The following is a 25237-nucleotide window of genomic DNA, read 5'->3' as shown; positions in this document are numbered from 1 at the left end:
CGCTACATCGGATGGGAGAGCCCGCCGGACGGCGGGATTCCCAGGGAGGCCAGCATCGCCGAGTAGCCGTTCCGGGCCCGCGCGCTGTCGGCCGCGAGCCCTGCGGCGTCGCAGGCCCGAATCAGGGCCCGCCACGCGGCGTCGCGGTGCCCGTCGATCTCGAGGCAGCGTTCGGCCGCCTCCACGGCGTCCACGGGCCGGCTCTGGGCGAGACGTATCTCGGCCAGAGCCACGGCCGAGTTGGCCGCTTCCCGGCGCAGCCGTTCCCGGTCGCCGGCCACCCACTCGGCGTACCCGTCCTCGGGCAGCAGTTCACCGGCGTAGTGGTCCAGAGCGATGCGGAACGCGTCCGCCGCCTCCTCCGACCGCTTCTGCGCCCGGGCTCGTCGGCCCTCGCGCACCGCACGCTCGAACTCCGCGACGTCGCTCACATCACCAGGCGCCAGCACCAGCCGGTAGGAATCGCCCTGCCGCGCGATGAGCCGGGAACCGCCCCTGGGACGTTCCGGTTCCAGGAAGGAACGCAGACTGGAGACCGTCACCTGGAGGTTGTGCAGCGTGGACGGCGTCGTCACGCCGTCCCAGAACGCGAGCAGCAGATGGTCACGGTGGACGGCCTGGCCGGCGCGTACCGCGAGGAGCCGCAGCACCGCCTGTGCCCTGGGGCGCAGCTTCGCCCAGTCGTGCTCGCGCCCGGCCAGGATGAACTCGAAGCCGCCGAGGCAACGTACCGTCAGGCCCGGCGCCGACCGTGCCGCGAGGACGCGTCCGGACGCGGCGGCGTGCTGCCCGCCGGCTTTGGCTCTGCCCGCTGCCGCTCCGTAGTCCCCGACCGGGCCGGTGGGGGCCTGCGCGGAGGGGGCCTGCCCGGCGGGGGCCGCGAGCGCGGTGAGCCAGGAACGCAGCCCGGCCACCGGCAGCCGCGCGGACCGGGCCGTCGACCAGGCGGCCTCCTGCAACTCGGTCCGGTGCCCCGCATCAGGCGCCGCCAGAGCCATCGCGCCCATGGCCAGCGCACGTGCGCCCGGTACACCCGCCGACCGGGCGAACGCCTCCGCCTGGGCGGCGCGCTGCCCCGCGTCCGGCAGATCGTGCGCGACCTCCACCACGGCGAGGGCGGCCCGGCCCCACGCCTCCAGCGTGCCCCAGCCCAGCGCCCGGAACCGCCGTACGGCGTCCTCCAACTCGCCGATGCCGGGGCGTCCCGTGCGCACCGAGCGCAGGCACACGGCCGATGCGGCGAGCGCGGCCCCTTCGGCGTCGCCGAGCCGGGTGCACTCCTCCAGCACGACGACCGGCTGCCCGGCGTCCTCGGGGTGCGGTCCCAGGCCCAGCAGGCACCGGGCGGCCCGGCTCAGCCACAGCAGGTCCAGCCGTTCGGCGTCGTACGCGATCCGCTGGAGTTCCGGGTAGGGGACCGGTCTGGCCGGCCCCCCGGCCAGCACGGCCAGCGCCACCCGGACCAGTTGCCCGGACAGCGCGACCAGGGCATCGTCCGTCGCCTCCGCCAAGGCCCGGCGCACGGTGGCGCCGGCCGTGCTGTCGCCGGTCAGGGCAGCGGCGATGCCCTGGACGAGGAGGGCGGCGGAGCTGCCGGAACCCTCCTGGGCGACGCGCCCGACGGAGCGGCCGAGGTAGATGTCCGGGCCGCCTGCGACGACGATGCGCAGCGGGTCGGGCCAGTCGGCGGACCCGAGGCGACGGCGTACCGCCGAAGGCTGCGGGTCCGGACGATCGTCATGATCGCCCGCGGCGGCGCAGGCAGCGGCCCGGACGCGCAGCCGCGTCAGTTCGACGTCGGTCAGTGTGCCGGTGAGCCGCGCGCGTAGACACTCGCGGAGCAGGGGCTCGGCGACGTATGTCCGTCCGTCCGGATCGGCGCGCAGGACTCCGTGTTCGTGGGCCAGGGACCACAGCATCTCGGCGCTGTCGGTTCGGCCGGTCAGCGCGCGGCAGGCGTCGGCGGTGAGCCGGCCCAGCAGGCAGGTCTCCGTCAGGAACCGTCCGAGACGGTCGGGGAGCGGGGCGAGCACCTCCCGCTCCAGGTATTCGCGGCCGAACATCCCGTCGGCCAGAATCCGCTCCTGACCCGTGTCGGGGCGGGCCGCCACGGCTCTGGCGAACAGCCTCAGCGTCGCGGCCCTGCCGCCCGTGGCCCGGACCAGGGGCAGCGCGATTCCGGGGCGCAGCGCCGTGTCGTACAGGTGCGGGAACAGGTGCTCGACCTCCCAGGAGCGGAACCGCAGAGCGTCGGCGTTCACCACCGTCGCGCCCGCCGCCTCCAGCGCGGCCGCCGACAGCCCGGCGGCGGGGCGCGTCCCGATCAGCACCCGTGGGTGGGGCGGCGCCAGCTGGCCGAGCCGGATCACGAGCGCCCGCGCGGCCGCCGAGAACAGGTGCATGTCATCAATGACGACCAGTCGTCCGACGGCTCCGCCGTCCCCGGCATCCCGGCGCCGTGCCGGCCGGCCCGCGCCGGGCGGCCCGGCGGAGCCCGCCAGCGCGTCTGCCGGGTACCCGAGCGTGGTCAGCAACTCCCGCTCGTCGGCGTCGGGTCGGGCCTGATACCACGTCACCGGGCCCGGATGCGCCTTGGCCGCCTGCGCCAACAGCGCGGTCTTGCCGAAGCCGGGCGGGGCGATCACCAGGCCCGACGAGCAGTGGGCGAACTGCTCGGTCAGACGGCCCCGGGACATGGTCTCGGAGACCGGTATCCGGAATGCGGTCCACTGCTGAGCCGGTAAAAGACTCGTCATATGTCTCATCTCCGCTGTTCCCGGACGCTCTGACAGGGATGTCCCGTTTCGGCTTTTTCTTCTTTTGTGCTGGTCTTTAGTGCCACAAAGTCCGGCAGGTTATGGGGCGTAGGACTTGCGTGGCCGTGGTGTGTCATTTTCGTGCTTTTCCCTCATCCAGCGCGCCCGGAAACGGCCGATGCCAAAGAGAGTGCCGTTTCAGGACGGACGGGGGGGGCCGGAGGCCGCCGCGGCGTGCGCAGGCTCACCCCGAGATGTGAGCGCCCAGTCGGCCGCGCTGGAGTCGGGCTGGTGAAGGATCGTCCGATTCGTCTTCTCGTCGGAGTGCGCGGAGGAGAGGGTCCACTCCGTGTGGGTGCTCGAACGGCTCATGTGCCGGGTGACCGGCGAGTGATCCCGAGGGCCTCGAACGCGGTGCGGCCCCGGCGGGTCAGAGAGTGAGGAGCACCTTGTCGACAAAGAGATGCCGAGGTGTTCTAGGGTCGCCGCATGCGACGAAGGACCGCACTGGCGATCGCCGGGGCTGTGACCCTGGCCTGGGGCGAGTGGTTGAACTGGCGCTGGTCTCGGGCTCTCGTGGGAGACGGCGGGGGCGATTCCGAGGCCGTCGTCGTACTGGGCTACCAAAACCCCCAGGCCACGGCGAACTTCATCAACCGCTGGCGGGTCCGTGCCGGAATTCGCTCCATCGCCGCTGACGGTGCGCGGGGCACTCGCGTGATCTTCAGTGGGGGTGCGCCCAGCGGTGGCGCCGCGGAGGCCCGGTTGATGGCTGACTACGCAAGGTCCGTGCTCGCGTTCGACGGCCCGGTGCTCCTCGAGGACAAGAGCGCGACGACATGGGAGAACATCACGAACGTGATCCCGCTGCTCGAGGACGTCGACCGCATCAAGATCGCCTCCCAGCCGGCTCACGCACTCAAGGCCCGCGCGTACTTGCGGCGGCAGCGCCCTGATCTCGCCGAGAGGCTCGTGCACGCGGATGACTACCGCCCCGGCGAGTGGACGCTCGTCAAACCACTGCTTGCTCTGTACGGACTGTGGACACTGCGCGGTCTCAAGGCCGACGAGCGGAAGGTCTCGCAGTAGACAGCCGCTGTCGCGTCGGCGTCACACGGACGATCCGCCGGCACACGGCCGGGCATGATGACCGGTAGGCGGCGGGAACAGCCGGTCCGGTCGGCGCTGTTGCACCGGCTGACAGGCCGGTGCCGTTCCGGCGTACGCCCGGTCGTCCGGCATCTGATAGTGAGGGGCGACCGCTGGTACGCCCGCCGCGGACTCGGACGCAGACCTTTACCTGTAGGAGGACCAGTTACATGAACGACCGGCCCCTGACGCTCATGGCCGTACACGCCCACCCCGACGACGAGGCCACCGGAACAGGGGGCGTCCTCGCGCGGTACGCGGCGGAGGGCATGCGCACGGTCCTCGTGACGTGTACCGACGGCGGTTGCGGTGACGGACCGGGAGGTGTCAAACCGGGCGATCCCGGTCATGATCCGGCGGCCGTCGCCTTGATGCGACGTCAGGAACTCGAAGCAAGCTGCGCAGTCCTGAAAGTCAGTCATCTGGAGATGCTGGACTACGGTGACTCCGGGATGATGGGCTGGCCGACCAATGACGCGGCCGGATCCTTCTGGCAGACGCCCGTGGAGGAAGGCGCCGCCCGACTCGCGGAACTCCTGCGGCGCTACCAGCCCGACGTGGTCGTCACGTACGACGAGAACGGCTTCTACGGCCACCCCGACCACATCCAGGCCAACCGCATCACGATGGCGGCGCTGGCGATGACCGCGACGACACCGAAGGTGTACTGGACGACGGCGCCCCGCTCGATGATGCAGCGGTTCGGGGAGGTCATGCGCGAGTTCGGCGGGGAAGTGCCGGAGCCGGATCCCGCTCAGGCCGCCGCGCTGGCCGAGATCGGACTCCCGGACGAGGAGATCACCACCTGGGTGGACACCTCCGAGTTCGGCGACCAGAAGTTCGATGCGCTGGCCGCGCACGCCAGCCAGGGCGAGAACATCTTCTTCCTCAGGATGGGCCAGGAGAAGTTCACCGAGTTGATGGGCGTCGAGACCTTCGTACGCGTCCAGGACGCCACCGGCGCGGCCGTGCCCGAGAACGATCTCTTCGCCGGACTGCGCTGATCCGCCCGCGCGGACACCGGATCCTGCTCGCCGCGCCCGACGCGGCCGGCGAGCTCGACCGGACCCGCGACCGGTCCGTCGTCGGCGTACGCCTCCGAAAAGGGTTTGAGTGAGGCGGCGCCCCGCTGTTACTTTCGCGCTGGACCGTGAAGTCGTCGTAGGGAGGTGAGCCCCGTGAACACAGTTACCCGTGGGTGCTCCCTCAATCCGTCACGGTCCGGCGGCTGACGTTCGGTGTCGCCAGGAGCGCCTGAGATCGAGGCACTCCTAGGAGGAGACTCCGATGAACACAAAGCCTTTCACCTCTCGCCCGAGCGGGAACGCGGTGATGATCACGCGCGTCGCGGACCGGCAATGGCATGCACTGGATGACGACCTGGTGGTCGGCCGCGGACACGCGGCGCACCGGCCCGACGGACGCCTGTTCGTCAGCGTCGACGCCTGGCACGACGTCGTCTTCGACCGGCTCGCCGAGGCGATGCTGGCGGAACTCCCGGCGCCGCTGTACACGGTGGTCGACGAAGCCGACGTCGAGCTGACGGCCGGCTGGCGGCGGGCCGGTTTCACGATCCGGCGCCGCGAGTGGGAGTACGTCGTGCCGACCGACCCGCGGGTCACAGGGCTCGAAGCGGTCCTGCCGCCTTCCGGCGTGACGATCGTGCCCGCCGGGCACGCGGACGAGGGTCTGCTGCGGGCGGTGGACCGTGCGATCCGTGACGAAGTCGAGGCGACCGCCGGGTGGCAGTCGATGCCCGCGGAGGTGATTCCCCGCCCCGAAGGCGACACCGTCGTCGACCCGTCGAAGTACGCGGTGGCCGCGGCGCCGGACCGTTACCTGGGTCTGATCCGGGTGGTGACGGTGAACCGGCCGCGCATCGAGCTGGTCGCGGTACGGGCCGGCGAGCAGCGCCGCGGCATCGCGCGGGCGCTGCTGGCGAACGCGCTGGGGACGCTGCACCGCTCCGGGTTCGCCGAGGCCTGGACCGAGGTCCAGGAGTCCAACCAAGCGGCCTCGGCGCTGTTCGAGCGCATCGGCGCCCGGCCGATGAGCAGCAACCTGGAGCTGGTGCGATGACGAGGAACAAGAACGTCGTCGAAGTCGAGGGCAAGGTCGTCGAGTGCCTGCGCAGCGCCATGTTCACGGTGGAGCTCGAGAACGGCCACAAGGTGCTCGCGCACATCAGCGGCAAGATCCGCAAGAACTACATCAAGATCATGCTGGAGGACCGGGTACTGGTGGAACTTCCGCCGTACGACCTGACGCGTGGCCGGATCGTGTTCCGGTACCGGAACTAGCGGCGGCCGGCGCCTTGCGCGGCTGACGACAGGATCCGGCAACCGGTGTCCCGGTTGCCGGATCCTGTGCGTGTCCGGGCCTGCGGCGTCAGGAGAACCAAGGGAGTTGAAGCGTCCGTCCGTCCGCCCGGCGAGGTCGTGGTCGGCGTGTGCCACGTTCCATCCCGCTCCGTATCAGCTAACATAGAATAATTAGATAGATAAATAGGCGAGTGATGGCGAGGAGCGGCCGTGGACTTCGGGCTGACCGACGAGCAGGACCTGTTGCGCGCGACGGCACGGCAGTTCGTCGCCGACGTGTGCCCGGCCGAGAAGGCCAAACAGTGGGACGAGGAGGGCGTCGTACCGCCCGAGCTGTTCCGCGGTATGGCCGACCTGGGGTGGTTTTCTCTTCCGTTCAGTGAGGAGGAGGGCGGCGACGGCGGCGGGCCGCTGGAGCTCATCCTGATCGCCGAGGAGCTGGGGCGGGCCAGTTTCGACGTCGCCATGTGCTACATCGGCGTGCTGATCCCCGGGATCACGGTGTTCCGGTGGGGCAGCGAGGCGCAGCGCGACTTCATCCGCGAGCAGGTGATGACGGGGCGCCACCGGCTCGCCGTCGGCCTCAGCGAGCCGGACAGCGGATCCGACGCGGCGGCGTTGCGCGCCACCGCCGAGGACCACGGGGAGCACTTCCTCGTACGCGGCCAGAAAGCGTGGTGCACGGGCGCCGGGCTGCCCGACACGACCATCGCGACCTATGTGCGCACGGGGCCCCGTGAGCCGAAGCACGGCGGCATCAGCCTGCTGCTCGTCGACCCCGCGACCGAGGGCGTCGAGGTGCGTCGGACCCCGACGCTGGCCCGGCACATCCTGGGCACCAACGAGGTCTTCTTCAACGACGCCGCGGTGCCGAAGGAGAACCTCGTCGGCCCGCGCGACGAGGGCTGGAAGGTCATGCTCTCCAACATCGAACTGGAGAAGGTGATCATCACCGGCGGTTATCTGGGGGCGGCCCAGGCCACCCTGGACGAGATGCTGGAGTACGCGCGCACCCGGCAGGCCTTCGGCCGTCCGATCGGCACCTTCCAGGCGCTCGCCCACGCCATGGCCGACCTGCAGACCGAGATCGACTCCGCCCGGCTGCTCGCGTACCGCGCCGCCTGGCTGCTCGCCCAGGGCAAGCCGTGCACCCGCGAGGGCTCGATGGCGAAACTGAAGGGCTCGGAGACCTACGTGGCGGCCGCCCGGCTCGGGATGCAGGTCTGCGCGGGGCACGGCTTCTCGACGGAGAGTGTGATGAGCTTCCGCTACCGGGAGTCGATCGTGGCCACGATCTCCGGGGGGACGAGCCAGATCCAGCGCAACGGGATAGCCCGCAGTATGGGACTGCGCTCCTACTGATCCCGGGTGTCGCCGCCCTGCTCGGCCAGCCATTCCTCGTGCCGCGCGAAGTGGCCCGGGTCCCGGGTCACCCAGATCCCGGAGGCCCGGGCCACCACGGCCCGGGTCGGCAGCAGCACCATCTCGCCGGCGATGTACCAGCGTGAGCCCTCCCGCCGCTCCACCCAGGCCCGGACTTCCAGCGGGCGTTCCACCGGCACCGGCCTGACGAAGCTCACGGTCAGTTCCGCCGTCACGCTCAACACCCGGTGCAGCAGCGGGAGATGACCGAGGCAGTCGTCCAACACGGCCGCCGTCCAGCCGCCGTGCGCCACATTGGGCCCGCCCTCCTGGTCACGGGGACAGGCGAGCTCGAACCATGCCACGCCGTCCTCGTCGAGCCGTTCGCGTTCCACACCCAGCCGGCAGGAACCGGCGTTGCGGCACGCGCCGCACAGCGCCACCCCGCCCGGGGTTCGGGGCGGCTCCTGGAAGTCCGCCCCCGCCCAGTGCGCGGCCGGTGTCGTGGCCCCCGGCTCACCGGAGCAGGAACCGGCTTTCGTCGACATGCTGCAACTCCTCGCACTCGAAGGCGTCATACGTCAGGCGTCCGCAAGCAGCGGGCGCAGTTTCCCGGCGATGAGCTGGACCTGGCGGGCCGCCATCTCCTCGGGCATCCCGGCCAGCGAGGCCCACAGGAACACCCCTTCCACCGGCAACCCCGCCACGTACGCCTTGACGGCCTCGGCGGTCTCCTGGGGGGTGCCGTAGAGGAACTGGCCGACGCCGGTCGCGCTCAGCCCCGTCTCCCGCCACTTCTCGGGGTCGATGGGGCGGGGGACCGGCTGGTCCGTCCCCTCCACCATGTACCGGCGATAGCTGTCCCACTGGTACGCGAGGTGCTTGCGCACCACCGGCCAGTCACCGTCCGGGTCCTCGGTGACGAACGTGGTGAACGAGCCCTGCATCCGTGCCGTCGACACGTCGTACCCGCTCTCGGCGAGCCCGTCCCGGTACGGCGTCAGCAGCGCCGGATTGAGCGACAGCAACCCCGTGCCGAGCCGGCCGGCCCGCCGGGCGCCCTGCGGGCCCTGGTAGCCGAGCCAGATCGGCAGTGGATCCTGGACGGGTCCGGGGGTGACCAGGGATTCGGCCCACAGACCGCGGATCTCCCGCACCCGCTGGTCGGTCGAGGTGTAGCGCTTCGCGAGGTCGGCGCCGAACAGGCGGTACTCGGGGACCCGGTAGCCGGTGCCGAGGCCGAGGTCCAGGCGGCCGTTGCTGATGATGTCGACGATCGCCGCCTGTTCGGCCAGTTCGGGCGCCGCGTGCAGCGGTGCGGGGATGACCGCGGTGCCCAGGCGCACCCGGCGGGTGCGGGCCGCTGCCGCCGCCGCCATGGTGAGCGGCTGGGGCAGGTACCCGTCCTCGAAGGCGTGGTGTTCGGAGAACCAGACCGAGTCCAGGCCCAGCCGGTCCGCCTCCTCGCACATCTCCAGGGCGAATCCGTACACCCGGGACCAACTCTGCCGCCACGGCGGCGGGTTGCGCAGGTCGAAGTAGATGCCCACCTTCACGCCGGACCGCCTCCTGTTGCCTCGTCTGTCAGTCGGATCGTCGCGTGTGCGACGGCGACCCCTTCCCCGGGTGGCAGCAGCCGTACCGGGCGCAGTTCCAATGCCTCGATCTCGGGGAGGTCCTCGACCATCGCCGAGATCCGCAGGACGGTCTCCTCCAGCGCCGCCAGATCCACTCCCCGTCGGCCGGCCCGGCCGTCCAGCAGCGGGGCCGCCCGCAAAGAGCGGACCATCTCGCGGGCGTCGCGGTCGCTGAGCGGGGTGACGCGGTGTGCGACGTCCGCCATGAGGTCGGCGTAGTCCCCGGTGAGGCCGAAGGAGACCACCGGGCCGAAGACCGGGTCCGCGCCGACGGAGAGGAACGCGTGCGGGCCGGGGCCCGGTTCGGCGTCCCGTACGGCGATTCCGTACGAGGCCAGCAACGCGGCGGCGACTGCTGCCGGGACCGGACCAGGGGGACATCCGGCGACCAGTGAGCGGGCGCGCTCGGCGTCGACTCCCGCGAGATCCGGTATGACGCCCGCGGGGGTGCTGCGCCACGCCTGGTAGGCCGCCGCGTGACCGAGCGAGGCGGCCGCCGCTTCGGGGAACGTGTAGGTCGGTACGACGAGTTCGCCCCGGTGCAGGAGATCGGCGACGCCCGCGCCGCCCAGGAAGCTCGTCACCACCGGTTTGCCGGGCCGGCCCGCGGCCGCGTCGAGGATCGCCGACGCCACCTCGTCGGGCTTGTCCGCCAGTGGCGGCATGAACAGGACGACGGCCGCGTCGATGCCGCCGTCGGCCAGGACCGCGTCGAGCGCCCGCCGGTAGTGCGCGGCGGTGGCCATGGGGGTCAGGTCGACCGGGTTGGAGACGTCCGCAGGGGGTGCGAGGGCTGAACGGAGCCTCCGTTGCGTGTGCTCACCGAGCTCGGGCACGAGCAGCCCGCTCGCCGCGCACGCCTCCGCCGTCAGCGCCGCCGGGCCGCCCGCGTTGGTGATCACGGCGATCCGGTTGCCGGGCGGGGGCGGTTGATGGGCCAGCAGCAGGGCGACGTCGAACAGCTCCTGGAGACTGCTGGTGCGGATCACGCCGGACTGGGCGAACAGTGAACCCACCGCCGAATCCGCCGGCCCCGGGTGGACCGCGACGATCGGCTTGCGCGGCGCGATCCGGCGGGCGACCCGGGCGAACCGGCGCGGATCGCCGAAGGTCTCGACGTGCAGCAGGATCACCGAGGTCGCCGGGTCCTCCTCCCACCACTGGAGCAGTTCGTCGGTGGACACGTCCACGGCGTGGCCCACCGACACGAAGCCGGAGAACCCGAGCCGCAGCCGCCGGGCATAGTCGAGGACCGCGAGTCCCAGCGGCCCCGACTGGCTGGACATGGCGACCCGGCCGGGCGTCGGCAGGGCGGGCGAGAAGGTCGCGGCCAGTCGCGTCGTGGGTGTCGTGTTGACCACGCCCATGCAGTTCGGGCCCACCAGGCGCATGCCCGAAGCCCGTGCGAACCGGGCCAGCTCCAGCTCGGTCGACCGCCCCTCGACCCCGGTCTCCCCGAAGCCCGTGGAGACGACGACCACCGCCCTGGCCCCGGCCTCGGCACACTCTCGTACGGCATCGGGCACGGCCTCGGCCCGCACGGCGATCAGTGCCAGATCCGGCGGCTCGGGAAGAGCGAGGACGCTGGGGTACGCCGGCACCCCGGCGATCCGCTCCGCCCGCGGGTTCACCGGGAACACGCTGCCGTCGAAGCCGCCCCGCAGCAGGTTGGCCACGATCTCGTGGCCGATCGTCAGGGGGTCGCGGTTGGCGCCGATCACGGCCACCGACCGAGGTTCGAGCAGGGGTCTGAGCGAGCGCCGTACGGCTGTGTGCTCGCGGCGCTCGGCCCGGGCCACGGCCTGCGCCTGCGGGTCGACGGCGATCTCGAAGTGGATGATCTGGCCGGGCGGCCCGGCCTCCACCCGGTAGCCGGAGCCGAGGAACACGTTGATCATCCGGGTGTTGTCGGCGAGGACGTCGGCCTCCAGCACCCGGATGCCCCGGGCCCGGGCGGCAGCCGCGATGCGCTCGAGGAGCAGCCTGCCGAAGCCCTCGCTCTGGTGGTCGTCCCGGATGGTGAACGTGACCTCGGCGTGCTCCGGTTCGCCGGGGTCACGGACGTAGCGGACCAGGCCGGCGATCTCGTCGCCGGCCAGGGCGACGAGCGCCAGCTCGTTGAGGTAGTCCACGTGCGCGCCGCGCCGGATGACGTCGTCGCGGACGCGGACCACGGGGCCCAGGGAGCGGTAGGCCAGCGTGGCCCGGGACAGGCTGCCGACGAACGCGACCAGGCGGTCGGCGTCCTCGGGCCGGACCGGCCGTACGAAGGTCGACCGCCCGGTCCTGACGAGCCCGGGCCGCTCCAGGTCCTCGGGATACGGGGGAGTGGTCACGGTGTCGGGCCGCCGCTCAGACGGCCGCCCCCTGGGGAGTCTGCTCGGGCATGTCGAACAGCTCGTTGAAAGTGCCGCGTGTGACGCGTTCGCGGACGTCGTCCGGCACGCCGTCGAACAGGTCGCGCAGCGTGGACTGGGTGTGGCCGTAGGTGCCCTCCAGGTGGGGATAGTCGTCGCCCCACATCACGTTGCGGTAGCCGGTCGACTCGACGATCTCCACCGAGCTCTTGTCGTGCTGGAAGGACGCGTACACCTGCTGCCGGATGATCTCGCTGGGCAGCCGGCTCAGCTTCGGCCGCACGAACATGCCGTGCTGGCGGTATGCCTCGTCCATCCGGTCGCCGATGGCCGGCACCCAGCCCGCGCCGCCCTCCGCGATCAGGATCTTCAGGTCCGGGTGGCGGTCGAGGGCGCCGCCCGCGACCATGTGGGACACCACCCGCATGCCCGGATAGGTCGTCTCCATGTAGTTGACGACCGCGCCGCCGGGTCCGCGGAAGACGACGTTCTGGCCGCCCGTGCCGATGTGGAAGCCGAGCACCATGCCGGCCCGCTCGGCCGCGGTCCACAGCGGTTCCCAGCGGTCGAGGGCGTACTCCTCGCCCTCCCGGGTCGAGCACGGCAGGAAGACCGCTTTGAAGCCGAGCTCGGCCGCCCGCTCCAGCTCGGCGACCGCGTCGTCGATGTCGGCGGTCGAGACACAGGCGGTGGTGATCACGCGCTTGTTCCTGCTGAGGATCTCCTCGTGCGCCCAGTCGTTCCAGGCCCGTACGGTCTCCCGGGCGAGCTCCCGGTCGGTGATCGACACGAGCCAGAACCCCATGGAGGGGAAGGCCAGTTGGGACCACACGCCCTCCTGGTCGAGGTCCCTGAGCCGGACGTTCAGGTCCCAGGCGCCCGGCGGGCGCATGGCGTCCATGAAGTCGCCCAGCTGGCGGTCGATGCGCTCGCCGTCGATGTAGAGCATCTCGTACTTCTCGCCGCGCTCACTGCGCGGAGCCCGGGCGCCGAGCCGGGCGGGCAGCCGCTCGGTCCACACGTCGGCGGGTTCCATCACATGGGAGTCCCCCGAGTTGACCCAGATCTTCGACATGACGCTCCTTCGGGGCAATGGATGTAATCAGTTAGCTATTTTAGGTGCGCGGATGCGGTAAGGGAAGGCTGGGGTTTAACTCGTCTAATTGGTTGACTGATTGCGCTGATAGCTGGAAGATCTGGGCACTGAGCCGCGAGGAGGCGCCATGGTCGGTGACAGGGACACCGCTGACAGGTACTTCGAGCCCCAGGTGGAGACCATGCCCCGCGAGGAACTGCGGGCGCGGCAGGAGGAACGCATCCTGGAACTCGTCGAGTACGCCTACGCCAACTCGGCCTTCTACCGCGACCTCTGGGACGAGCACGGGGTCCGTCCGCGCGACATCCGGTCCCTGGAGGACTTCCGCGAGCGCGTGCCGTTCATCACCAAGGACATGGTGCGCGCCTACCGGGCCCGCACGGACGATCCCTTCGGCGGCCTGCTCTGTGTGCCGACCGAGGAGCTGACCTCCGTGTCGTCGAGCTCGGGCACCACCGGCGACCCGGAGTTCTTCGCCGAGATCTGGCAGGACGCCCCGCCCCTGGTCACGGCGCAGGTGCGTGACCTGTGGGAACTCGGCCTGCGGCCCGGTGACCGGGTGCTCAGCCCGCCCGGCACCTTCCGCAACCTCATGGACGGCGGCTACCAGGCGCTGGGCGCCGTGGTGATCGAGGTCGACACCTGGATCGGGAAGATGGACCAGGTCGTCGAGGCGCTGCGCACCTACCGGCCGGCCTATCTGCAGATGATGTATCCGCAGATGGTGGAGTTGGAGCACCTGGCCGAGAAGACGGACCTGAAGGAGGCGTTCTCCTCCCTCAAGGGCGCCTCGTGCGCCGGGCAGCCCCTCAGCCGGAAGATGCGCGAGCGGATCCGCGACGACTGGGGCATCGACGTCTACGAGTACACCAGCGCCGCCGACACCGGCACCGCGTGGGAGTGCCGCGAGCACGACGGCTTCCACCTCTGGGAGGACACCGTCTTCGCGGAGTGCGTGGAGGTCGGGGAGGACGGCTGGCGCGATGTCCCCGAGGGCGACCTCGGCGAACTGGTCGCCACCGACCTGGACAACCGGGCCGCACCGCTCATCCGTTACCGCAGCGAGGACCTCGTCCGCCTCTCCGGCGACACCTGCGGCTGCGGGCGTACCCACTCCCGGATGTGGGTGGCCGGACGGCGCGGTGACGAGACCCTCGTCCAGGGACGCTCCGTGGTGCTGCGGGACGTCTGGCAGGCCGTGGAGGACCAGCCGGAGACGGTGGCCGGAGTGTTCCAGATCGTCCGGGACCGCCGCGAGGTAGACGAACTGCGGCTACGCGTCGGCTACGACCCCGCACTCACCGGAGACGTCGACGCTCTGGCCGGTCGGCTGGGCGAGGCGGTACGGACCCGGACCGGAGTCAAGCCGGTGCTCGACATGCGCACCGAGGAGGACCTGTTGAAGACCATGACCAGCGTCGCCAAGTTCCCCCGGGTGGTGAAGAGCTGATGGCCCGCGCCGACACCCTGGCCCGGGCCAGGGAACTCGACCGCCCCGAGCTCGCCTACCTCGTGCCCTTCCCCACCGCCGACGGCATGCGGGAGACGGAACTGACCTGGGCCGAACTCGCCAGGGACACCGACTGGGCCGGCGCACGGCTGCGGGAGCACGGCCTCGCTCCCGGGCAGCGGGCCCTGCTGACGGCTTCCGGGTTCGAGGGCTTCTGGGGACATGCGGTGATCGACGCACTGCGGGCGCTGAAGGTGACGTACGGCATCGCCGAGGCGATGGGCTGGGACCACCGCCGTACCTCGGTCTTCCATCGCGAACTGCGGCCGCACGCCGTGATCGGTCTGTCCGCCGAGACGCTGGAGGGGCTCTCCGGGGCCGCCGACATCGGCGAGATGTTCCGGCCGACGTCGGTCGTCCTGGCCCGGCCCGCGGCTGTGCCGATGCTGCGTGCGGTGGGCGTGTCCGCCTGTCTGTTCTCGGCCGCCGGTCCGGCCCTCGCCCTGGAGTGCCCCGAGCGGAGCGGCGCGCACGTCAACGCCGCCGAATGGCGGGTCGGCGACCGCGACGGGGAGTTGTTCGTGGCGGCGGGGGAGCGGCGCACGTCACCCCTGCAAGAGACCCCGCTCGGCATCCCGGGCCGGGTCGTCGCCGGCCGGTGCGCCTGCGGCAGCGAGGACCCGCGCGTGCTGTTCGCCGATGCCGGCCAACCACAGTCATCGAGGAGTTGAGGATGTCCGAAGGAGTGGTCGACGGCCGTGTCGTGGTCGTCACCGGAGCCGGCAACGGCATCGGCCGGGCCCACGCCCTGGCCTTCGCCGCGCACGGCGCGAAGGTCGTGGTCAACGACCTCGGCGGCGCGCGTGACGGCGGGGGCGCCTCGGCCGGACCCGCGCAGACCGTGGTGGACGAGATCGTCGCGGCCGGAGGCGAGGCGGTGGCCAACACGGACGACATCTCCACCTGGGACGGCGCCGGTCACCTCGTCCGGCAGGCCGTGGACACCTACGGCGACCTGGACGTGCTGGTCAACAACGCCGGCATCCTGCGCGACCGGATGATCGTGTCGATGACCGAGCAGGACTGGGACAGTGTGCTCGCCGTCCACCTCAAGGGCGGCTTCGCCACCCTGCACCACGCGGCCGCCTACTGGCGCGAGCGCGCCAAGGCCGGTCACGCCAACGACGCCCGCGTGATCAACACGACCTCCCCGTCCGGCATTTTCGGCAACCCGGGGCAGTCCAACTACGGGTCGGCCAAGGCCGGCATCGCGAGCCTCACGATCATCGCCGCCGCCGAACTCGCCCGCTACGGCGTGACGGTGAACGCCATCGCGCCCACCGCGCTCACCCGGCTGACCGAGGACATCGAGATGATGCGACAGGCCGCACATAGCCAGGACCTCACCCCGGAGGCCATCTCACCGCTCGTGGTGTGGCTGGGCTCGGCGGCCTCGCGCGAGGTCACGGGCCGCGTCTTCGGCGTCGTCGGCAACCGGATCACCGTACTGGAGGGCTGGGTCAACGGCCCCGGCGCGAGCGCCGAGACCCGCTGGACACCGGAGGAGCTGTCCTCCGTCGTCCCGAACCTGGTGGCCAAGGCGGCGCCGAACGCCGACGCCCTCGGCAACCGGAACGGGGCGTGAGATGACGACGGAGCACGAGATGACGACGCCCCGACGCCCGGTCGCCGAGGGCCTGTTCACCTGGCCGCCCGGCGCCGAGAATCCGCTCCGGCTCATCGGCTCCGAGTGTGCCGACTGCGGCCTGGTGAGCTTCCCGGCCGCCCCGGACTGCGTGCGGTGTGCGAGCTCGGAGTCGAAGCAACGGCTGCTCGCCGACCGCGGGACGCTGTGGACGTACACCACCCAGAACTTCCGGCCGCCGTCCCCGCCGTACGACGGACCCGAGGCCTTCGAGCCCTACGCGGTCGGCTACGTCGAACTCCCCGGCGAACTGCTGGTCGAGGCCCGCCTCACCGAGCCCGACCCGCGCAGGCTGCGCATCGGCCGGCCCATGCGGCTGACGCTCGTGCCCTACACCGTCCAGGACGACGGCACCGAGGTCATGACGTTCGCGTTCGCCCCCGCAGAAGCGGGCACAGCCGAGGAGGAGGCACAGTGACCGAGGCCGTCATCATCGGCGTGGGGCTCCACCCCTTCGGGCGGTTCCCCGGGAAGCCCGCGCTGGACATGGGCGCGGACGCGGTGCGGCTCGCGCTCGCCGACGCGGGCGTGAACTGGCCGCAGATCCAGGGGGGTTACATCGGCAGCTACGAGGTCGCCAACCCCGACGCCATCGTGGGACGGCTCGGCCTGACCGGAGTCCCGCTGCGCGGAGTGTTCAACGGCTGTGCGACGGCCGGCACGGCCATCGCGCTGGCCGCCCGCGCCATCGAGACCGGCGAACACGACCTGACCGTCGCGATCGGCCTCGACAAGCACCCGCGCGGCGCCTTCGCGGCCGACCCGTCGGTGGCGGGGATCCCCTCCTGGTACGGGCAGACCGGCCTCTTCCTCACCACCCACTTCTTCGGTATGAAGATCAACCGCTATATGCACGAGCACGGCATCTCCCACGAGACGCTCGCGTGCGTGGCCTCGAAGAACTTCCGCAACGCGGCCGGGAACGACAAGGCCTGGCGCCGAACTCCCCTGACACCGGAGGAGATCCTCGCCTCCCCGGTCCTCAACTACCCGCTCCGCCAGTACATGTACTGCGGCCCGGACGAGGGCGCGGCCGCGATCGTCCTGTGCCGTGCCGACCAGGCGCACAAGTACACCGGAAAGCCGGTACGGGTCCGTTCCACAGCTCTGCGCAGCCGCCGGCTCGGGGCCTTCGAGGTGCAGAGTCCGTCGTTCCCCGTCGGAGAGCTGGTCGCCAGCCCGACCGTGGACGCCTCACGGGCGGCGTACGAGCTGGCGGGCATCGGCCCGGAGGACGTCGACGTCGCACAGCTCCAGGACACCGACGCCGGGTCGGAGATCATCCACATGGCCGAGAACGGCCTCTGCAAGGACGGCGAGCAGGAGCGTCTCGTCGCCGAGGGCGCCACCGAGATCGGCGGCCGGCTCCCGGTCAACACCGACGGCGGACTGCTCGGCAACGGCGAACCCATCGGCGCGTCCGGCCTGCGCCAGATCCACGAGATCGTCCTCCAGCTGCGCGGTGCCGCGGGGACCCGGCAGATCCCCGGCACACCCCGCGTCGGCTACACCCACCTGTACGGCGCGCCCGGCGCGTCGGCGGTGACGATCCTCTCGACCTGAAAGCACAGGGGACCGCGATGGAACAGCACATGCAGGACTTCGCCGCCGAGGTGCGCCGCTTCCTCGACGCACACGTGGCGAAGGCCCCCGACCACGCCGCCGTCACCTGGGGTGAGGGCGACGACTCGATGGCGTACTTCAGCAGCCTTCCGCCCGAGGAGGAGACGGAGCACGTGCGGCGGGCGCGCGCGTGGCAGCGCATCCGCCACGAGAACGGCTTCGGCTGGATCACCGGCCCGCCCGAGTACGGCGGCCGGGGCCTCACCCCCGTCCACGATCTGCTCTACGACAGCATCGAGGCCGAGTACGACGTCCCGGACACCGGTGTGCTCGGCGTGGTCGGCCTCGGCATGATCGGGCCGACGATCCTCGCCCATGCCCAACCTCCCGTCAAAGAACGCTGGTTGCCCGCGATGTACTGCGGAGACGCCATCGCCTGCCAGCTGTTCAGCGAGCCCGGCGCCGGATCCGACCTGGCGAGTGTGGCGACCCGGGCCGTCCGCGAGGGCGAGGACTGGGTGCTCAACGGACAGAAGGTGTGGACGTCGGTCGCCCAGCACAGCGACATAGGCCTCGCGCTGACCCGGACGAACCCGGACGCGCCCAAGCATCGCGGCATCACGGCCTTTCTGGTCCCCATGGACGCCCCCGGCGTCGAGGTCCGGCCGCTGCGGCAGATGACCGGCGGCGCGGACTTCAACGAGGTCTTCCTCACCGACGTCCGCATCCCCGACGACCACCGCCTCGGTGAGATCGACGGCGGCTGGACGGTCGCCCTGACCACCCTGATGAACGAGCGCAACACGGTCGGCAGCGAGGGCGCGGGCCCGGTGGCCGCCGCCCTGTCCCCGGTCCACCTCTCGGCGCTCATGCGCGCCACCTGGACCTGGGACGACCGCACCCTGCGCGGACGTCTCGCCGAACTCCTCGTGGACGCGACGGCCACCGGCTACCTCAACGACCGGGCCCAGCGCACCCTGCGAGCGGGGATCGCCCCCGGCCCCGAGAGGTCAATCGCCAAGCTGATGTACGGTCAGAACCTCACCCGCGCCGCCCACTTCGTGTCCGAGTGCCTCGGCCCCCGCGTCATCGCCGACACCGGCCGCTGGGGCATGTACTCCTGGTCAGAACTCCTGCTGGCCACACCGGCGTTGCGCATCCTCGGCGGCACCGAGGAGATCATGAAGAACATCCTCGCGGAACGTGTCCTCGGCCTGCCGAAGGAGGTGCGGTCGTGACCGCCGATGAGCGTGAACTTAAGGAACTCCGGGCATCCGTACGGGAGTTCATGCAAGCCAAGTCGCCCGAGGAAGCCGTGCGCAAGCTCATGGAGAGCGAACCGCACTTCGACCTCGACGTGTGGGAGCAGGCGGCCGGCCAGCTACGGCTGCCGGGCCTGGCCATCCCCGAGGAGTACGGCGGCGACGGCTTCGGCCTCGTCGAACTCGGCGTGGTCCTGGAGGAGATGGGCCGTGCCCTGTTCTGCGCCCCCTTCTTCGCCACCGTGCTTCTGGCCGCCCAGGCGTTGCTGGCCTCGGGAGACAAGGAGGCCTGCGCGCGCCACCTCCCCGGCATCGCCGCCGGACGCACCACGGCCACCCTCGCCGTCGCCGAGGACAACGGCTCGTGGGACCCCGCGCTGATCACGGTGCGCGCCCTGCCGGACGGGGACGGCGGGTGGCGGCTGACCGGCCGCAAGTGCTTCGTCATCGACGGTACGACCGCGGACCTGCTCCTCGTCGTCGCCCGCACCGTCGCCGGTCCGTCGCTGTTCGCCGTGGACGGGGAAGCGGCAGGCGTGACAGCCGAGCCCATGGAGACTCTGGACGCCACGCGCGCGATGGCGCGGTTGACGCTCGACGCCGTGCCCGCGAAGCGCGTGGGCGCGGACGGGGCGGGCGGCCGCATCATGGCCCGGGTCCTGGACGTGGCCTCGGTCGGGCTGGCCGCCGAGCAGGCGGGCGGCGCCCGCCGGTGCCTGGAGACGAGCGCCGAATACGCCCGTACCCGGCACCAGTTCGGCCGGGCGATCGGCTCCTTCCAGGCGGTCAAGCACAAGTGTGCGGACATGCTGGTCCAGGTCGAGCTCGCCGAGGCCGCGTCACGGGAGGCCGCGCTGCTGGCTGCCGAGGAGTCCGCGGACTTCCCCGTCGCCGCAGCGGTCGCGCACGCGAGTTGCTCGAAGGCCTACCTGTTCGCCGCCATGGAGAACATCCAGGTCCACGGCGGCATCGGCTTCACCTGGGAGCACCCGGCCCACCTGTACTTCCGGCGGGCCAAGTCCTCGCAGCTGCTGTTCGGCGGCCCGGCGGTGTACCACGAGCGGCTGCTGGACCGGCTCGGCATCTGACAGCCTTACGGCGAAGAAGGCCCCCGCACCGGGGGCCTTCCTGGTTGTGCCGGCCGGATGGAGCGCCGTCAGCCGCGCGCCGCCTCACCCAGCAACGCCTTGGCGATGATGACCTGCTGGATCTGGCTGGTGCCCTCGTAGATGCGGAACAACCGGGCGTCACGGTAGAAGCGCTCGACGGCGACCCCGCGCATGTAGCCCGCCCCGCCGTGGATCTGCACCGCGCGGTCGGCGACCCGCCAGACCATCTCGCCGGCGAAGTACTTCGTGCACGACGGGCCGATCTTGGTGTCGGTCCCGGCGTCGAAGGCGCGCGCGGCCTCCAGGACCGTGGCCCGGCCGGCGTAGTAGTCGGTCTGCGAGTCGGCGATGAGACCCTGGACGAGCTGGAAGGAGCCGATGAGTCGTCCGGACTGCCTGCGGGTGCTCGCGTACGTGACCGACTCGTCGACCAGGCGCTCGGCCATGCCGACCATCAGCGCGGAGATATGGACCCGGCCGTGCGCGATGCAGCCCATCGCGGTGGAGAAGCCCCGGTTCAGACCGGCCGCACCGCCGACGAGGGCGCAGGCCGGGACGCGTACGTCGTCGAAGTACACGTCCGCGGTCCAGGCGCCCGACTGACCCATCTTGTGGTCCTTGGGGGCCACGGTCAGGCCCGGAGTGCCGGCCGGGACCAGGAAGGTGGAGATGCCCCGGGTGCGTGGGGCGTCGGGATCGGTGCGGGCGAAGACCATGAAGACGTCGGCGAGCGGGGCGTTGGTGATGTACCGCTTGGCACCGTTGATCACCCACTCCTCGCCGTCCAGGTGGGCGCGCGTGGTGAGCGTCGACGGGTCGGATCCGGCCTCGGGCTCGGTGAGCGCGAAAGACGCCAGCACGTCCCCCGAGGCGATCCTCGGCAGCCACTCGGCCTTCTGTTCCGCCGTGCCGCCGACCATCAGCACATGCCCGGCGATGCCGTTGTTCGTCCCGAACATGGATCGCAACGACGGTGTCGTGTACCCGAGTTCGAACATCAACCGGGCCTCTTCGTACATCGACAGACCGAGCCCGCCGTACTCCTCGGGCAGCGCGAAGCCGAACAGGCCCATCTTCTTGGCCGCCTCGCGGATGTCCGCGGGCATCTCGTCCCTCTCGTCGATCTCCGCCTCGAGCGGCACGACTCGGTCCCGGACGAAACGCCGGACCTCGGACAGCACGTCGCTGAAGTCAGCCGCGTCCATGTCGACTCCCTTACCTAGTGATCCGCTTGTGTCTCGGCCGGCTTGCGCTCCGGCCGGTAGCAGGCGGCCAGCAGCGCCGCCGCACTCGCCGTGCCGAGTCCTGCCGCCAGCAACGCGGGCCCCGCGCCGGCGTGTTGCCGTCGGAGCAGCCCGTCGAGGGAGTACCTGCCGTTGCCCAGACCCGCCAGGGCGACGGCCGCACCACCCACCACGCCGACGTACTCCCAGCCCCCCTTGAAGACGAAGAAGCCCTTGCCCCGGTGGTCGGTGCGCGCCGCCACGGTCATCAGACCGACGGCGGCCGCCGCCGGGAGGGGATTGGCCGCACCCAGGGCAATGCCCACGCCCGCCGCCATCTCGGTCCCGGCCGCCATACGGGCATGCACCTCGGCCGGCTTGAGACCGAGCGCCTCGAACCACCCCGTGGCGCCCTTGAGTCCGCCCGGCCCGGCGACCTTGTTCCAGCCGTGGGCGAAGAGCATCGGGCCGAGCGTGGCACGCAGCACGAGGGCGGCGACGTCGTGTCCCCGGGCCCTCACTGACCCGCTCCGGTGGCCCGTCCCGCGGGGACCGCGCCGTACAACTGCGGCACGGCGTCGACGAGTTCGTCGTAGGTGAGGGCCTTGCCGGACCGGCTGGGGTGGACCGCGGCGACGGTCCAGCCCTGCAGCCGGTTGAGCCGGTTGCCCTCGATGCGCAGGACCTGGCCGGTCAGCCAGGCCGCGCTGTCGGAGGCCAGGTAGACGACGACGCCCGAGGCGTTGGCGGGATCGCGCGGATCGAAGTCGACGGTGGGCTGGAGGGAGGCGCCGACGTCCAGTCCGTCCGTCATCCGGGTGGCCGCGATCGGCGAGATGGCGTTCGCGGTGACGCCGTAGCGGCGCATCTCCAGGGCGGTGAGGACGGTGAGCCCGGCTATCCCGGCCTTGGCGGCGCCGTAGTTGGACTGGCCCTGGTTGCCGAACAGGCCGGTCCCGGACGTCGTGTTGATGACCCGGCCGGCGACGGGCTCACCGCGCTTGGCGGCCTCGCGCCAGTACGCGCACGCGTGCCGGGTGAGGGCGAAGGCGCCCTTCAGATGCACCGCGATCACGGCGTCGAACTCGGCCTCGGTCATCGAGAACAGCATGCGGTCGCGCACGATGCCCGCGTTGTTGACGATGACGTCCAGTCGGCCGAACTCCGCGACCGTGTCCGCCACCATCGCCTCCGTGGCCGCCCAGTCGGTGACCGACGAGTGGTTGGCGACCGCCCGACCGCCCAGCTCGGTGATCTCCGCGACCACCTCGTCGGCGGGTGAGTCCCCGGTCTGCTCGCCGTGCACGCCCGCGCCGAGGTCGTTCACCACCACGGTCGCACCGGCCTCGGCGAGGGCCAGACAGTGCGCCCGGCCCAGGCCTCTGCCACCGCCGGTCACGATGGCGACCTTGTCGTCGAGGATTCCCACGCCCTACCTCCAAAGCAGCAGATGTGTCGGGTCAGTTCAGTTCACGGAGTACGTCGTCGGTGTGCTCGCCGAGCGTCGGCGCGCCGGTGCGCGGCTTGTCGTCCACGCCCCAGAAGCTCACCGGCGTCGCCACGGTCCTCAGCGGCGGCGCGTCGCCCATCCCGGGCTGCTCGACGAACGCCCCCACGGCCTCCGCCTGTGGATCGGCGGACACCTCCGCCAGGGTCTGCACGGGCGCCCACCACACCCCCTCGGCGTCGAAGCGTTCCGCCCACTCCGCCAGCGGCCGCTTCGCGAACTCCTCGTCGAAGACGGCGATCAGCTCGCGTACATGACCACGCCGGGCCGTGCCGCTCGCGAACCGTTCGTCGTCCGACAGATCCTCGCGGTCAAGCGCTTTGACGACGCCGGGCCAGTGCCGGCTGCCCTCCAGGCCGACCAGCCAGAACCAGCGCTCGTCGGCGGCCCGGTAGCAGTTGTAGAGCGGGGACTCGTGTTCGGTGCGGTGGCGGGTGCGGCCGCGTCTGCCGAAGAAGTTCTGCAGGGCGAGGTCGTTGCCGTTGGCGTACGTCCCGGACCGCAGCAGGGAGACGTCCACCACGCCGCCCTCGCCGGTGCGCTCGCGGCGCAGCAGCGCGGCCAGCACGCCTGCCACCAGGTTGGCGGCGGCCGTACGGTCGCCGAGGCCGGGCCGGATGCCGGGCGGTGGCTCGCCGCCCGGGTTGAGCATGGCGGCGATGCCGGGCCGGGCCCAGAAGGCGGAGACGTCGTATCCGGCCCGGTCGCGCTCGGCTCCTGCCCAGCCGTAGCCCGTCAGCGTGCCGACGACCAGCTGAGGATGGCGCTCCCGCAGCTCGTCCGGTGCCAGGCCCAGCCGCTCCAGAGCGCCCGGGCGGAGGTTGGTGACGAAGACGTCGGAGCGTTCCAGCAGTCGTTCCAGCACGTTCTTGCCGTCCGGTGAGCGCAGGTCGAGGACGATCCCGCGCTTGCCGCGGTTGTCGGTCTCGAACGGGGGCGCGCTGTCGATGTCCTGGCCGACGTGCTTGAGCGTGTACCGGTTGGGGTCGCCGGCAGGCGCCTCCACCTTCACGACGTCCGCACCCCAGTCCGCGAGCATCGTGGCCGCGGCCGGGGCGGCCACCCACATGCCCAGCTCGACGACTGAAATGCCTTCCAGTGGCCGCACGGCTCACCTCCAGATCTGTCGGGGACGGTTCGCTACACGCCGCGGAACTCGCCCGGGCGGCGCTCCCGGAAGGCCTTGAGCCCCTCGGCCCGGTCCTCGGTGGAGAACAGCACCGAGACGGTCTCGCGCTCGTAGGCGATCGCCGCTTCCAGGCCCATGCCGAGGCCGCGGTCGATCAGCCGCTTGCCCGCGGCGAGCGCGAGCGGCGCCCCGGCCGTGAGGGCGCCGGCCAGTCTCTCCGCGGCGGTGAGTGCTCCGCCTGGTTCGGCGAGCTCGTTGACCAGTCCGAGCTGCCAGGCGCGCTCCGCGTCGATCGGTTCGCCGGTGAGGATCATCTGCTTGGCGATGGCCGGCGGCACCAGGCGCGGGAGCCGCTGTGTACCGCCCGCGCCGGGCAGGACGCCCAATTTCATCTCGGGCAGGCCGAGCCTCGCGCCCCGCTCCGCCACCCGCAGGTCACAGGCGAGCGCCAGCTCCAGACCACCGCCGAAGGCGAACCCGTGCACGGCCGCGACCGACGGCTTGGGGAACTCCTCCAGCAGTGCGTACGCCTCCGTCAGCCGTCCCACGAAGGCCCGGAACTGCCCGGGTGAGGTGAATGACTCGATCTCGCCCAGGTCGGCGCCGGCCGAGAAGGCACGGCCCGCTCCGGCCACGACCAGGGCGCGTACGTCGTCGTTGTCGCGTAGGGCGTTCAGTGCCCGGCTGAGCCGGTCCACGGTCCCGGAGCCGACGGCGTTGAGCCGTCCCGGCCGGTCGAGGGTCAACACGGCGATCCGGTCGCGGAGTTCGACACGCAGCACGGCGCCCACCTCAGACCATCGTCAGGCCACCGCTGACCGAGAGCGTCTGCCCGGTCATGTAGGCGGCGTCGTCGGACGCGAGGAAGGCCACCACACCGGCGATCTCGGCGGGCTGGGCGACGCGGCGCAGCGGGATCGCCCGCACGGTCGCGTCGTACATCTTCTGGCTGTAGTCGGCGACCTGGCCGAGCAGCGCGGTGTCGGTCGGGCCGGGGCAGACGGTGTTCACGGTGATGGCGTGCCGGGCGACCTCGCGGGCGAGGGCCTTGCCGAAGGCGATGACGCCGCCCTTCGTCGCGGAGTACACGACCTCGCCGGAGGAGCCGACCCGGCCGGCGTCCGAGGCGATGTGGACGATCCGGCCGCCGCCGCGCTCGATCATCGAGTCGAGCACCGCCCGGGTCATCGTGATCGTCCCGCGCAGGTTGACGGCGATGATCCGGTCCCAGGTCTCCTCGTCGCTGTCGACGAACCGGCCGATGACATCGACGGCCGCGTTGTTCACCAGGACGTCCACCGGGCCGAGTTCGGCCGCCACCCGCTCCACGGCCGTGCGCACGGAGGCGCTGTCGGAGACGTCCGCGCCGACTCCCGTGGCGCGCACCGCGTACCGCTCCGTGAGCCGGGCCGCGACCTTGCCCGCGGCCTCGGCGTCGAGATCGCAGACGGCGACCGAGGCTCCGGCGACGGCCAGCGCGTCGGCGATCGCCTCGCCGATGCCGCGCCCCGCTCCGGTGACGAGCGCCACCTTGTCCCGTACGCTCACGCGCCCTCCCTCGCCCAGGTCCAGAAACAGCGCTATCGTATAACTACTTCAGCTAAATAAGCG

The 25237-nt window shown here is 71.5% G+C and carries 23 protein-coding genes; 12 read left to right on the top strand and 11 right to left on the bottom strand.

The features are described 5' to 3' along the window. Nucleotides 1-2: 2 nt before the first annotated feature. Complete coding sequence (locus ACIBAF_RS14755) at nt 3-2756, bottom strand: BTAD domain-containing putative transcriptional regulator (RefSeq protein WP_399463577.1); 2754 nt, start codon at nt 2754-2756, stop codon at nt 3-5. Between the two features lie 489 nt (nt 2757-3245). Between ACIBAF_RS14755 and ACIBAF_RS14750 the strand changes: the two genes are divergently transcribed. The 5 genes from ACIBAF_RS14750 (at nt 3246) to ACIBAF_RS14730 (ending at nt 7588) form a co-directional block, all read left to right on the top strand. After that, entirely contained in the window at nt 3246-3845 is a 600-nt protein-coding gene (locus ACIBAF_RS14750; protein ID WP_399463576.1) for a YdcF family protein, read from the top strand. Between the two features lie 230 nt (nt 3846-4075). Continuing rightward, nucleotides 4076-4909, top strand: a complete 834-nt coding sequence (locus ACIBAF_RS14745) for a PIG-L family deacetylase (protein ID WP_399463575.1) — start codon at nt 4076-4078, stop codon at nt 4907-4909. A gap of 283 nt (nt 4910-5192) precedes the next feature. Next, entirely contained in the window at nt 5193-5984 is a 792-nt protein-coding gene (locus ACIBAF_RS14740) for a GNAT family N-acetyltransferase (RefSeq protein WP_399463574.1), read from the top strand. Next, on the top strand, nt 5981-6205 hold the full coding sequence (gene infA, locus ACIBAF_RS14735; RefSeq protein ID WP_399463573.1) for a translation initiation factor IF-1: 225 nt from the start codon (nt 5981-5983) through the stop codon (nt 6203-6205). Before ACIBAF_RS14740 ends, infA begins: the two co-directional genes overlap by 4 nt. Nucleotides 6206-6436: 231 nt before the next feature. Then, nucleotides 6437-7588 (top strand): acyl-CoA dehydrogenase family protein, encoded by a 1152-nt coding sequence (locus tag ACIBAF_RS14730; RefSeq protein WP_399463572.1) that lies wholly within the window; start codon nt 6437-6439, stop codon nt 7586-7588. On the opposite strand, the gene ACIBAF_RS14725 is transcribed toward ACIBAF_RS14730, so the two are convergent. The 4 genes from ACIBAF_RS14725 to ACIBAF_RS14710 are packed head-to-tail and all read right to left on the bottom strand — an operon-like array spanning nt 7582 to nt 12657. Next, nucleotides 7582-8136, bottom strand: a complete 555-nt coding sequence (locus tag ACIBAF_RS14725) for a PaaI family thioesterase (protein ID WP_399463571.1) — start codon at nt 8134-8136, stop codon at nt 7582-7584. The two genes, ACIBAF_RS14730 and ACIBAF_RS14725, sit on opposite strands and share 7 nt — an antisense overlap. Before the next feature lie 33 nt (nt 8137-8169). After that, on the bottom strand, nt 8170-9144 hold the full coding sequence (locus tag ACIBAF_RS14720) for an LLM class flavin-dependent oxidoreductase (RefSeq protein ID WP_399463570.1): 975 nt from the start codon (nt 9142-9144) through the stop codon (nt 8170-8172). Next, the gene (locus tag ACIBAF_RS14715; protein WP_399463568.1) at nt 9141-11561 is read right to left on the bottom strand and encodes a GNAT family N-acetyltransferase; all 2421 of its coding nucleotides are present in this window, start codon (nt 11559-11561) and stop codon (nt 9141-9143) included. Before ACIBAF_RS14715 ends, ACIBAF_RS14720 begins: the two co-directional genes overlap by 4 nt. A gap of 16 nt (nt 11562-11577) precedes the next feature. Next, nucleotides 11578-12657, bottom strand: a complete 1080-nt coding sequence (locus ACIBAF_RS14710; protein WP_399463567.1) for an amidohydrolase family protein — start codon at nt 12655-12657, stop codon at nt 11578-11580. A gap of 148 nt (nt 12658-12805) precedes the next feature. Between ACIBAF_RS14710 and ACIBAF_RS14705 the strand changes: the two genes are divergently transcribed. From ACIBAF_RS14705 to ACIBAF_RS14675, 7 genes are read left to right on the top strand one after another with little or no spacing between them, the layout of a single operon-like run. Further along, nucleotides 12806-14128: a phenylacetate--CoA ligase family protein gene (locus ACIBAF_RS14705; protein ID WP_399463566.1), complete on the top strand. Its 1323-nt coding sequence runs from the start codon at nt 12806-12808 to the stop codon at nt 14126-14128. Next, on the top strand, nt 14128-14859 hold the full coding sequence (locus tag ACIBAF_RS14700) for a hypothetical protein (RefSeq protein ID WP_399463565.1): 732 nt from the start codon (nt 14128-14130) through the stop codon (nt 14857-14859). Before ACIBAF_RS14705 ends, ACIBAF_RS14700 begins: the two co-directional genes overlap by 1 nt. Nucleotides 14860-14861: 2 nt before the next feature. Further along, nucleotides 14862-15773 (top strand): SDR family oxidoreductase, encoded by a 912-nt coding sequence (locus tag ACIBAF_RS14695; protein WP_399463564.1) that lies wholly within the window; start codon nt 14862-14864, stop codon nt 15771-15773. Between the two features lie 19 nt (nt 15774-15792). Next, on the top strand, nt 15793-16251 hold the full coding sequence (locus tag ACIBAF_RS14690) for a Zn-ribbon domain-containing OB-fold protein (RefSeq protein ID WP_399463562.1): 459 nt from the start codon (nt 15793-15795) through the stop codon (nt 16249-16251). Then, nucleotides 16248-17396, top strand: a complete 1149-nt coding sequence (locus tag ACIBAF_RS14685; protein WP_399463561.1) for a thiolase family protein — start codon at nt 16248-16250, stop codon at nt 17394-17396. The genes ACIBAF_RS14690 and ACIBAF_RS14685 overlap by 4 nt, the downstream gene beginning before the upstream one ends. A 17-nt stretch (nt 17397-17413) precedes the next feature. Continuing rightward, nucleotides 17414-18634, top strand: coding sequence for an acyl-CoA dehydrogenase family protein (locus tag ACIBAF_RS14680; RefSeq protein ID WP_399463560.1), 1221 nt, complete (start codon nt 17414-17416; stop codon nt 18632-18634). Further along, complete coding sequence (locus ACIBAF_RS14675; protein WP_399463559.1) at nt 18631-19746, top strand: acyl-CoA dehydrogenase family protein; 1116 nt, start codon at nt 18631-18633, stop codon at nt 19744-19746. The genes ACIBAF_RS14680 and ACIBAF_RS14675 overlap by 4 nt, the downstream gene beginning before the upstream one ends. Nucleotides 19747-19814: 68 nt before the next feature. On the opposite strand, the gene ACIBAF_RS14670 is transcribed toward ACIBAF_RS14675, so the two are convergent. The 6 genes from ACIBAF_RS14670 to ACIBAF_RS14645 are packed head-to-tail and all read right to left on the bottom strand — an operon-like array spanning nt 19815 to nt 25174. Then, nucleotides 19815-20972, bottom strand: coding sequence for an acyl-CoA dehydrogenase family protein (locus ACIBAF_RS14670; RefSeq protein ID WP_399463558.1), 1158 nt, complete (start codon nt 20970-20972; stop codon nt 19815-19817). Between the two features lie 14 nt (nt 20973-20986). Then, complete coding sequence (locus ACIBAF_RS14665; RefSeq protein ID WP_399463557.1) at nt 20987-21511, bottom strand: DoxX family protein; 525 nt, start codon at nt 21509-21511, stop codon at nt 20987-20989. Beyond that, nucleotides 21508-22419 (bottom strand): SDR family NAD(P)-dependent oxidoreductase, encoded by a 912-nt coding sequence (locus tag ACIBAF_RS14660; protein ID WP_399463555.1) that lies wholly within the window; start codon nt 22417-22419, stop codon nt 21508-21510. Before ACIBAF_RS14660 ends, ACIBAF_RS14665 begins: the two co-directional genes overlap by 4 nt. A 31-nt stretch (nt 22420-22450) precedes the next feature. After that, nucleotides 22451-23605 carry a CaiB/BaiF CoA transferase family protein gene (locus ACIBAF_RS14655; protein ID WP_399463554.1) on the bottom strand — a complete coding sequence of 385 codons (1155 nt, stop codon included), beginning with the start codon at nt 23603-23605 and terminating at the stop codon, nt 22451-22453. A 32-nt stretch (nt 23606-23637) separates the two neighbouring features. After that, on the bottom strand, nt 23638-24408 hold the full coding sequence (locus ACIBAF_RS14650) for an enoyl-CoA hydratase/isomerase family protein (protein WP_399463553.1): 771 nt from the start codon (nt 24406-24408) through the stop codon (nt 23638-23640). A 10-nt stretch (nt 24409-24418) separates the two neighbouring features. Then, nucleotides 24419-25174, bottom strand: coding sequence for an SDR family NAD(P)-dependent oxidoreductase (locus ACIBAF_RS14645; protein WP_399463552.1), 756 nt, complete (start codon nt 25172-25174; stop codon nt 24419-24421). Between the last annotated feature and the right edge of the window lie 63 nt (nt 25175-25237).

Source organism: Streptomyces sp. NPDC051677 (genome assembly GCF_044453465.1).
In the GTDB taxonomy this organism is placed as follows: Bacteria; Actinomycetota; Actinomycetes; order Streptomycetales; family Streptomycetaceae; genus Streptomyces.
The sequence above is the reverse complement of the archived record's forward strand: the minus strand, read 5'-3'. Positions and strand labels throughout refer to the sequence as shown.

Bases quoted from the DNA above. Each gene is read 5' to 3' on its own strand.
- ACIBAF_RS14755 (WP_399463577.1), bottom strand. From the start codon at position 2,756: ATGACGAGTCTTTTACCGGCTCAGCAGTGGACCGCATTCCGGATACCG.
- ACIBAF_RS14750 (WP_399463576.1), top strand. From the start codon at position 3,246: ATGCGACGAAGGACCGCACTGGCGATCGCCGGGGCTGTGACCCTGGCC.
- ACIBAF_RS14745 (WP_399463575.1), top strand. From the start codon at position 4,076: ATGAACGACCGGCCCCTGACGCTCATGGCCGTACACGCCCACCCCGAC.
- ACIBAF_RS14740 (WP_399463574.1), top strand. From the start codon at position 5,193: ATGAACACAAAGCCTTTCACCTCTCGCCCGAGCGGGAACGCGGTGATG.
- infA (WP_399463573.1), top strand. From the start codon at position 5,981: ATGACGAGGAACAAGAACGTCGTCGAAGTCGAGGGCAAGGTCGTCGAG.
- ACIBAF_RS14725 (WP_399463571.1), bottom strand. From the start codon at position 8,136: ATGTCGACGAAAGCCGGTTCCTGCTCCGGTGAGCCGGGGGCCACGACA.
- ACIBAF_RS14710 (WP_399463567.1), bottom strand. From the start codon at position 12,657: ATGTCGAAGATCTGGGTCAACTCGGGGGACTCCCATGTGATGGAACCC.
- ACIBAF_RS14705 (WP_399463566.1), top strand. From the start codon at position 12,806: ATGGTCGGTGACAGGGACACCGCTGACAGGTACTTCGAGCCCCAGGTG.
- ACIBAF_RS14700 (WP_399463565.1), top strand. From the start codon at position 14,128: ATGGCCCGCGCCGACACCCTGGCCCGGGCCAGGGAACTCGACCGCCCC.
- ACIBAF_RS14695 (WP_399463564.1), top strand. From the start codon at position 14,862: ATGTCCGAAGGAGTGGTCGACGGCCGTGTCGTGGTCGTCACCGGAGCC.
- ACIBAF_RS14690 (WP_399463562.1), top strand. From the start codon at position 15,793: ATGACGACGCCCCGACGCCCGGTCGCCGAGGGCCTGTTCACCTGGCCG.
- ACIBAF_RS14680 (WP_399463560.1), top strand. From the start codon at position 17,414: ATGGAACAGCACATGCAGGACTTCGCCGCCGAGGTGCGCCGCTTCCTC.
- ACIBAF_RS14670 (WP_399463558.1), bottom strand. From the start codon at position 20,972: ATGGACGCGGCTGACTTCAGCGACGTGCTGTCCGAGGTCCGGCGTTTC.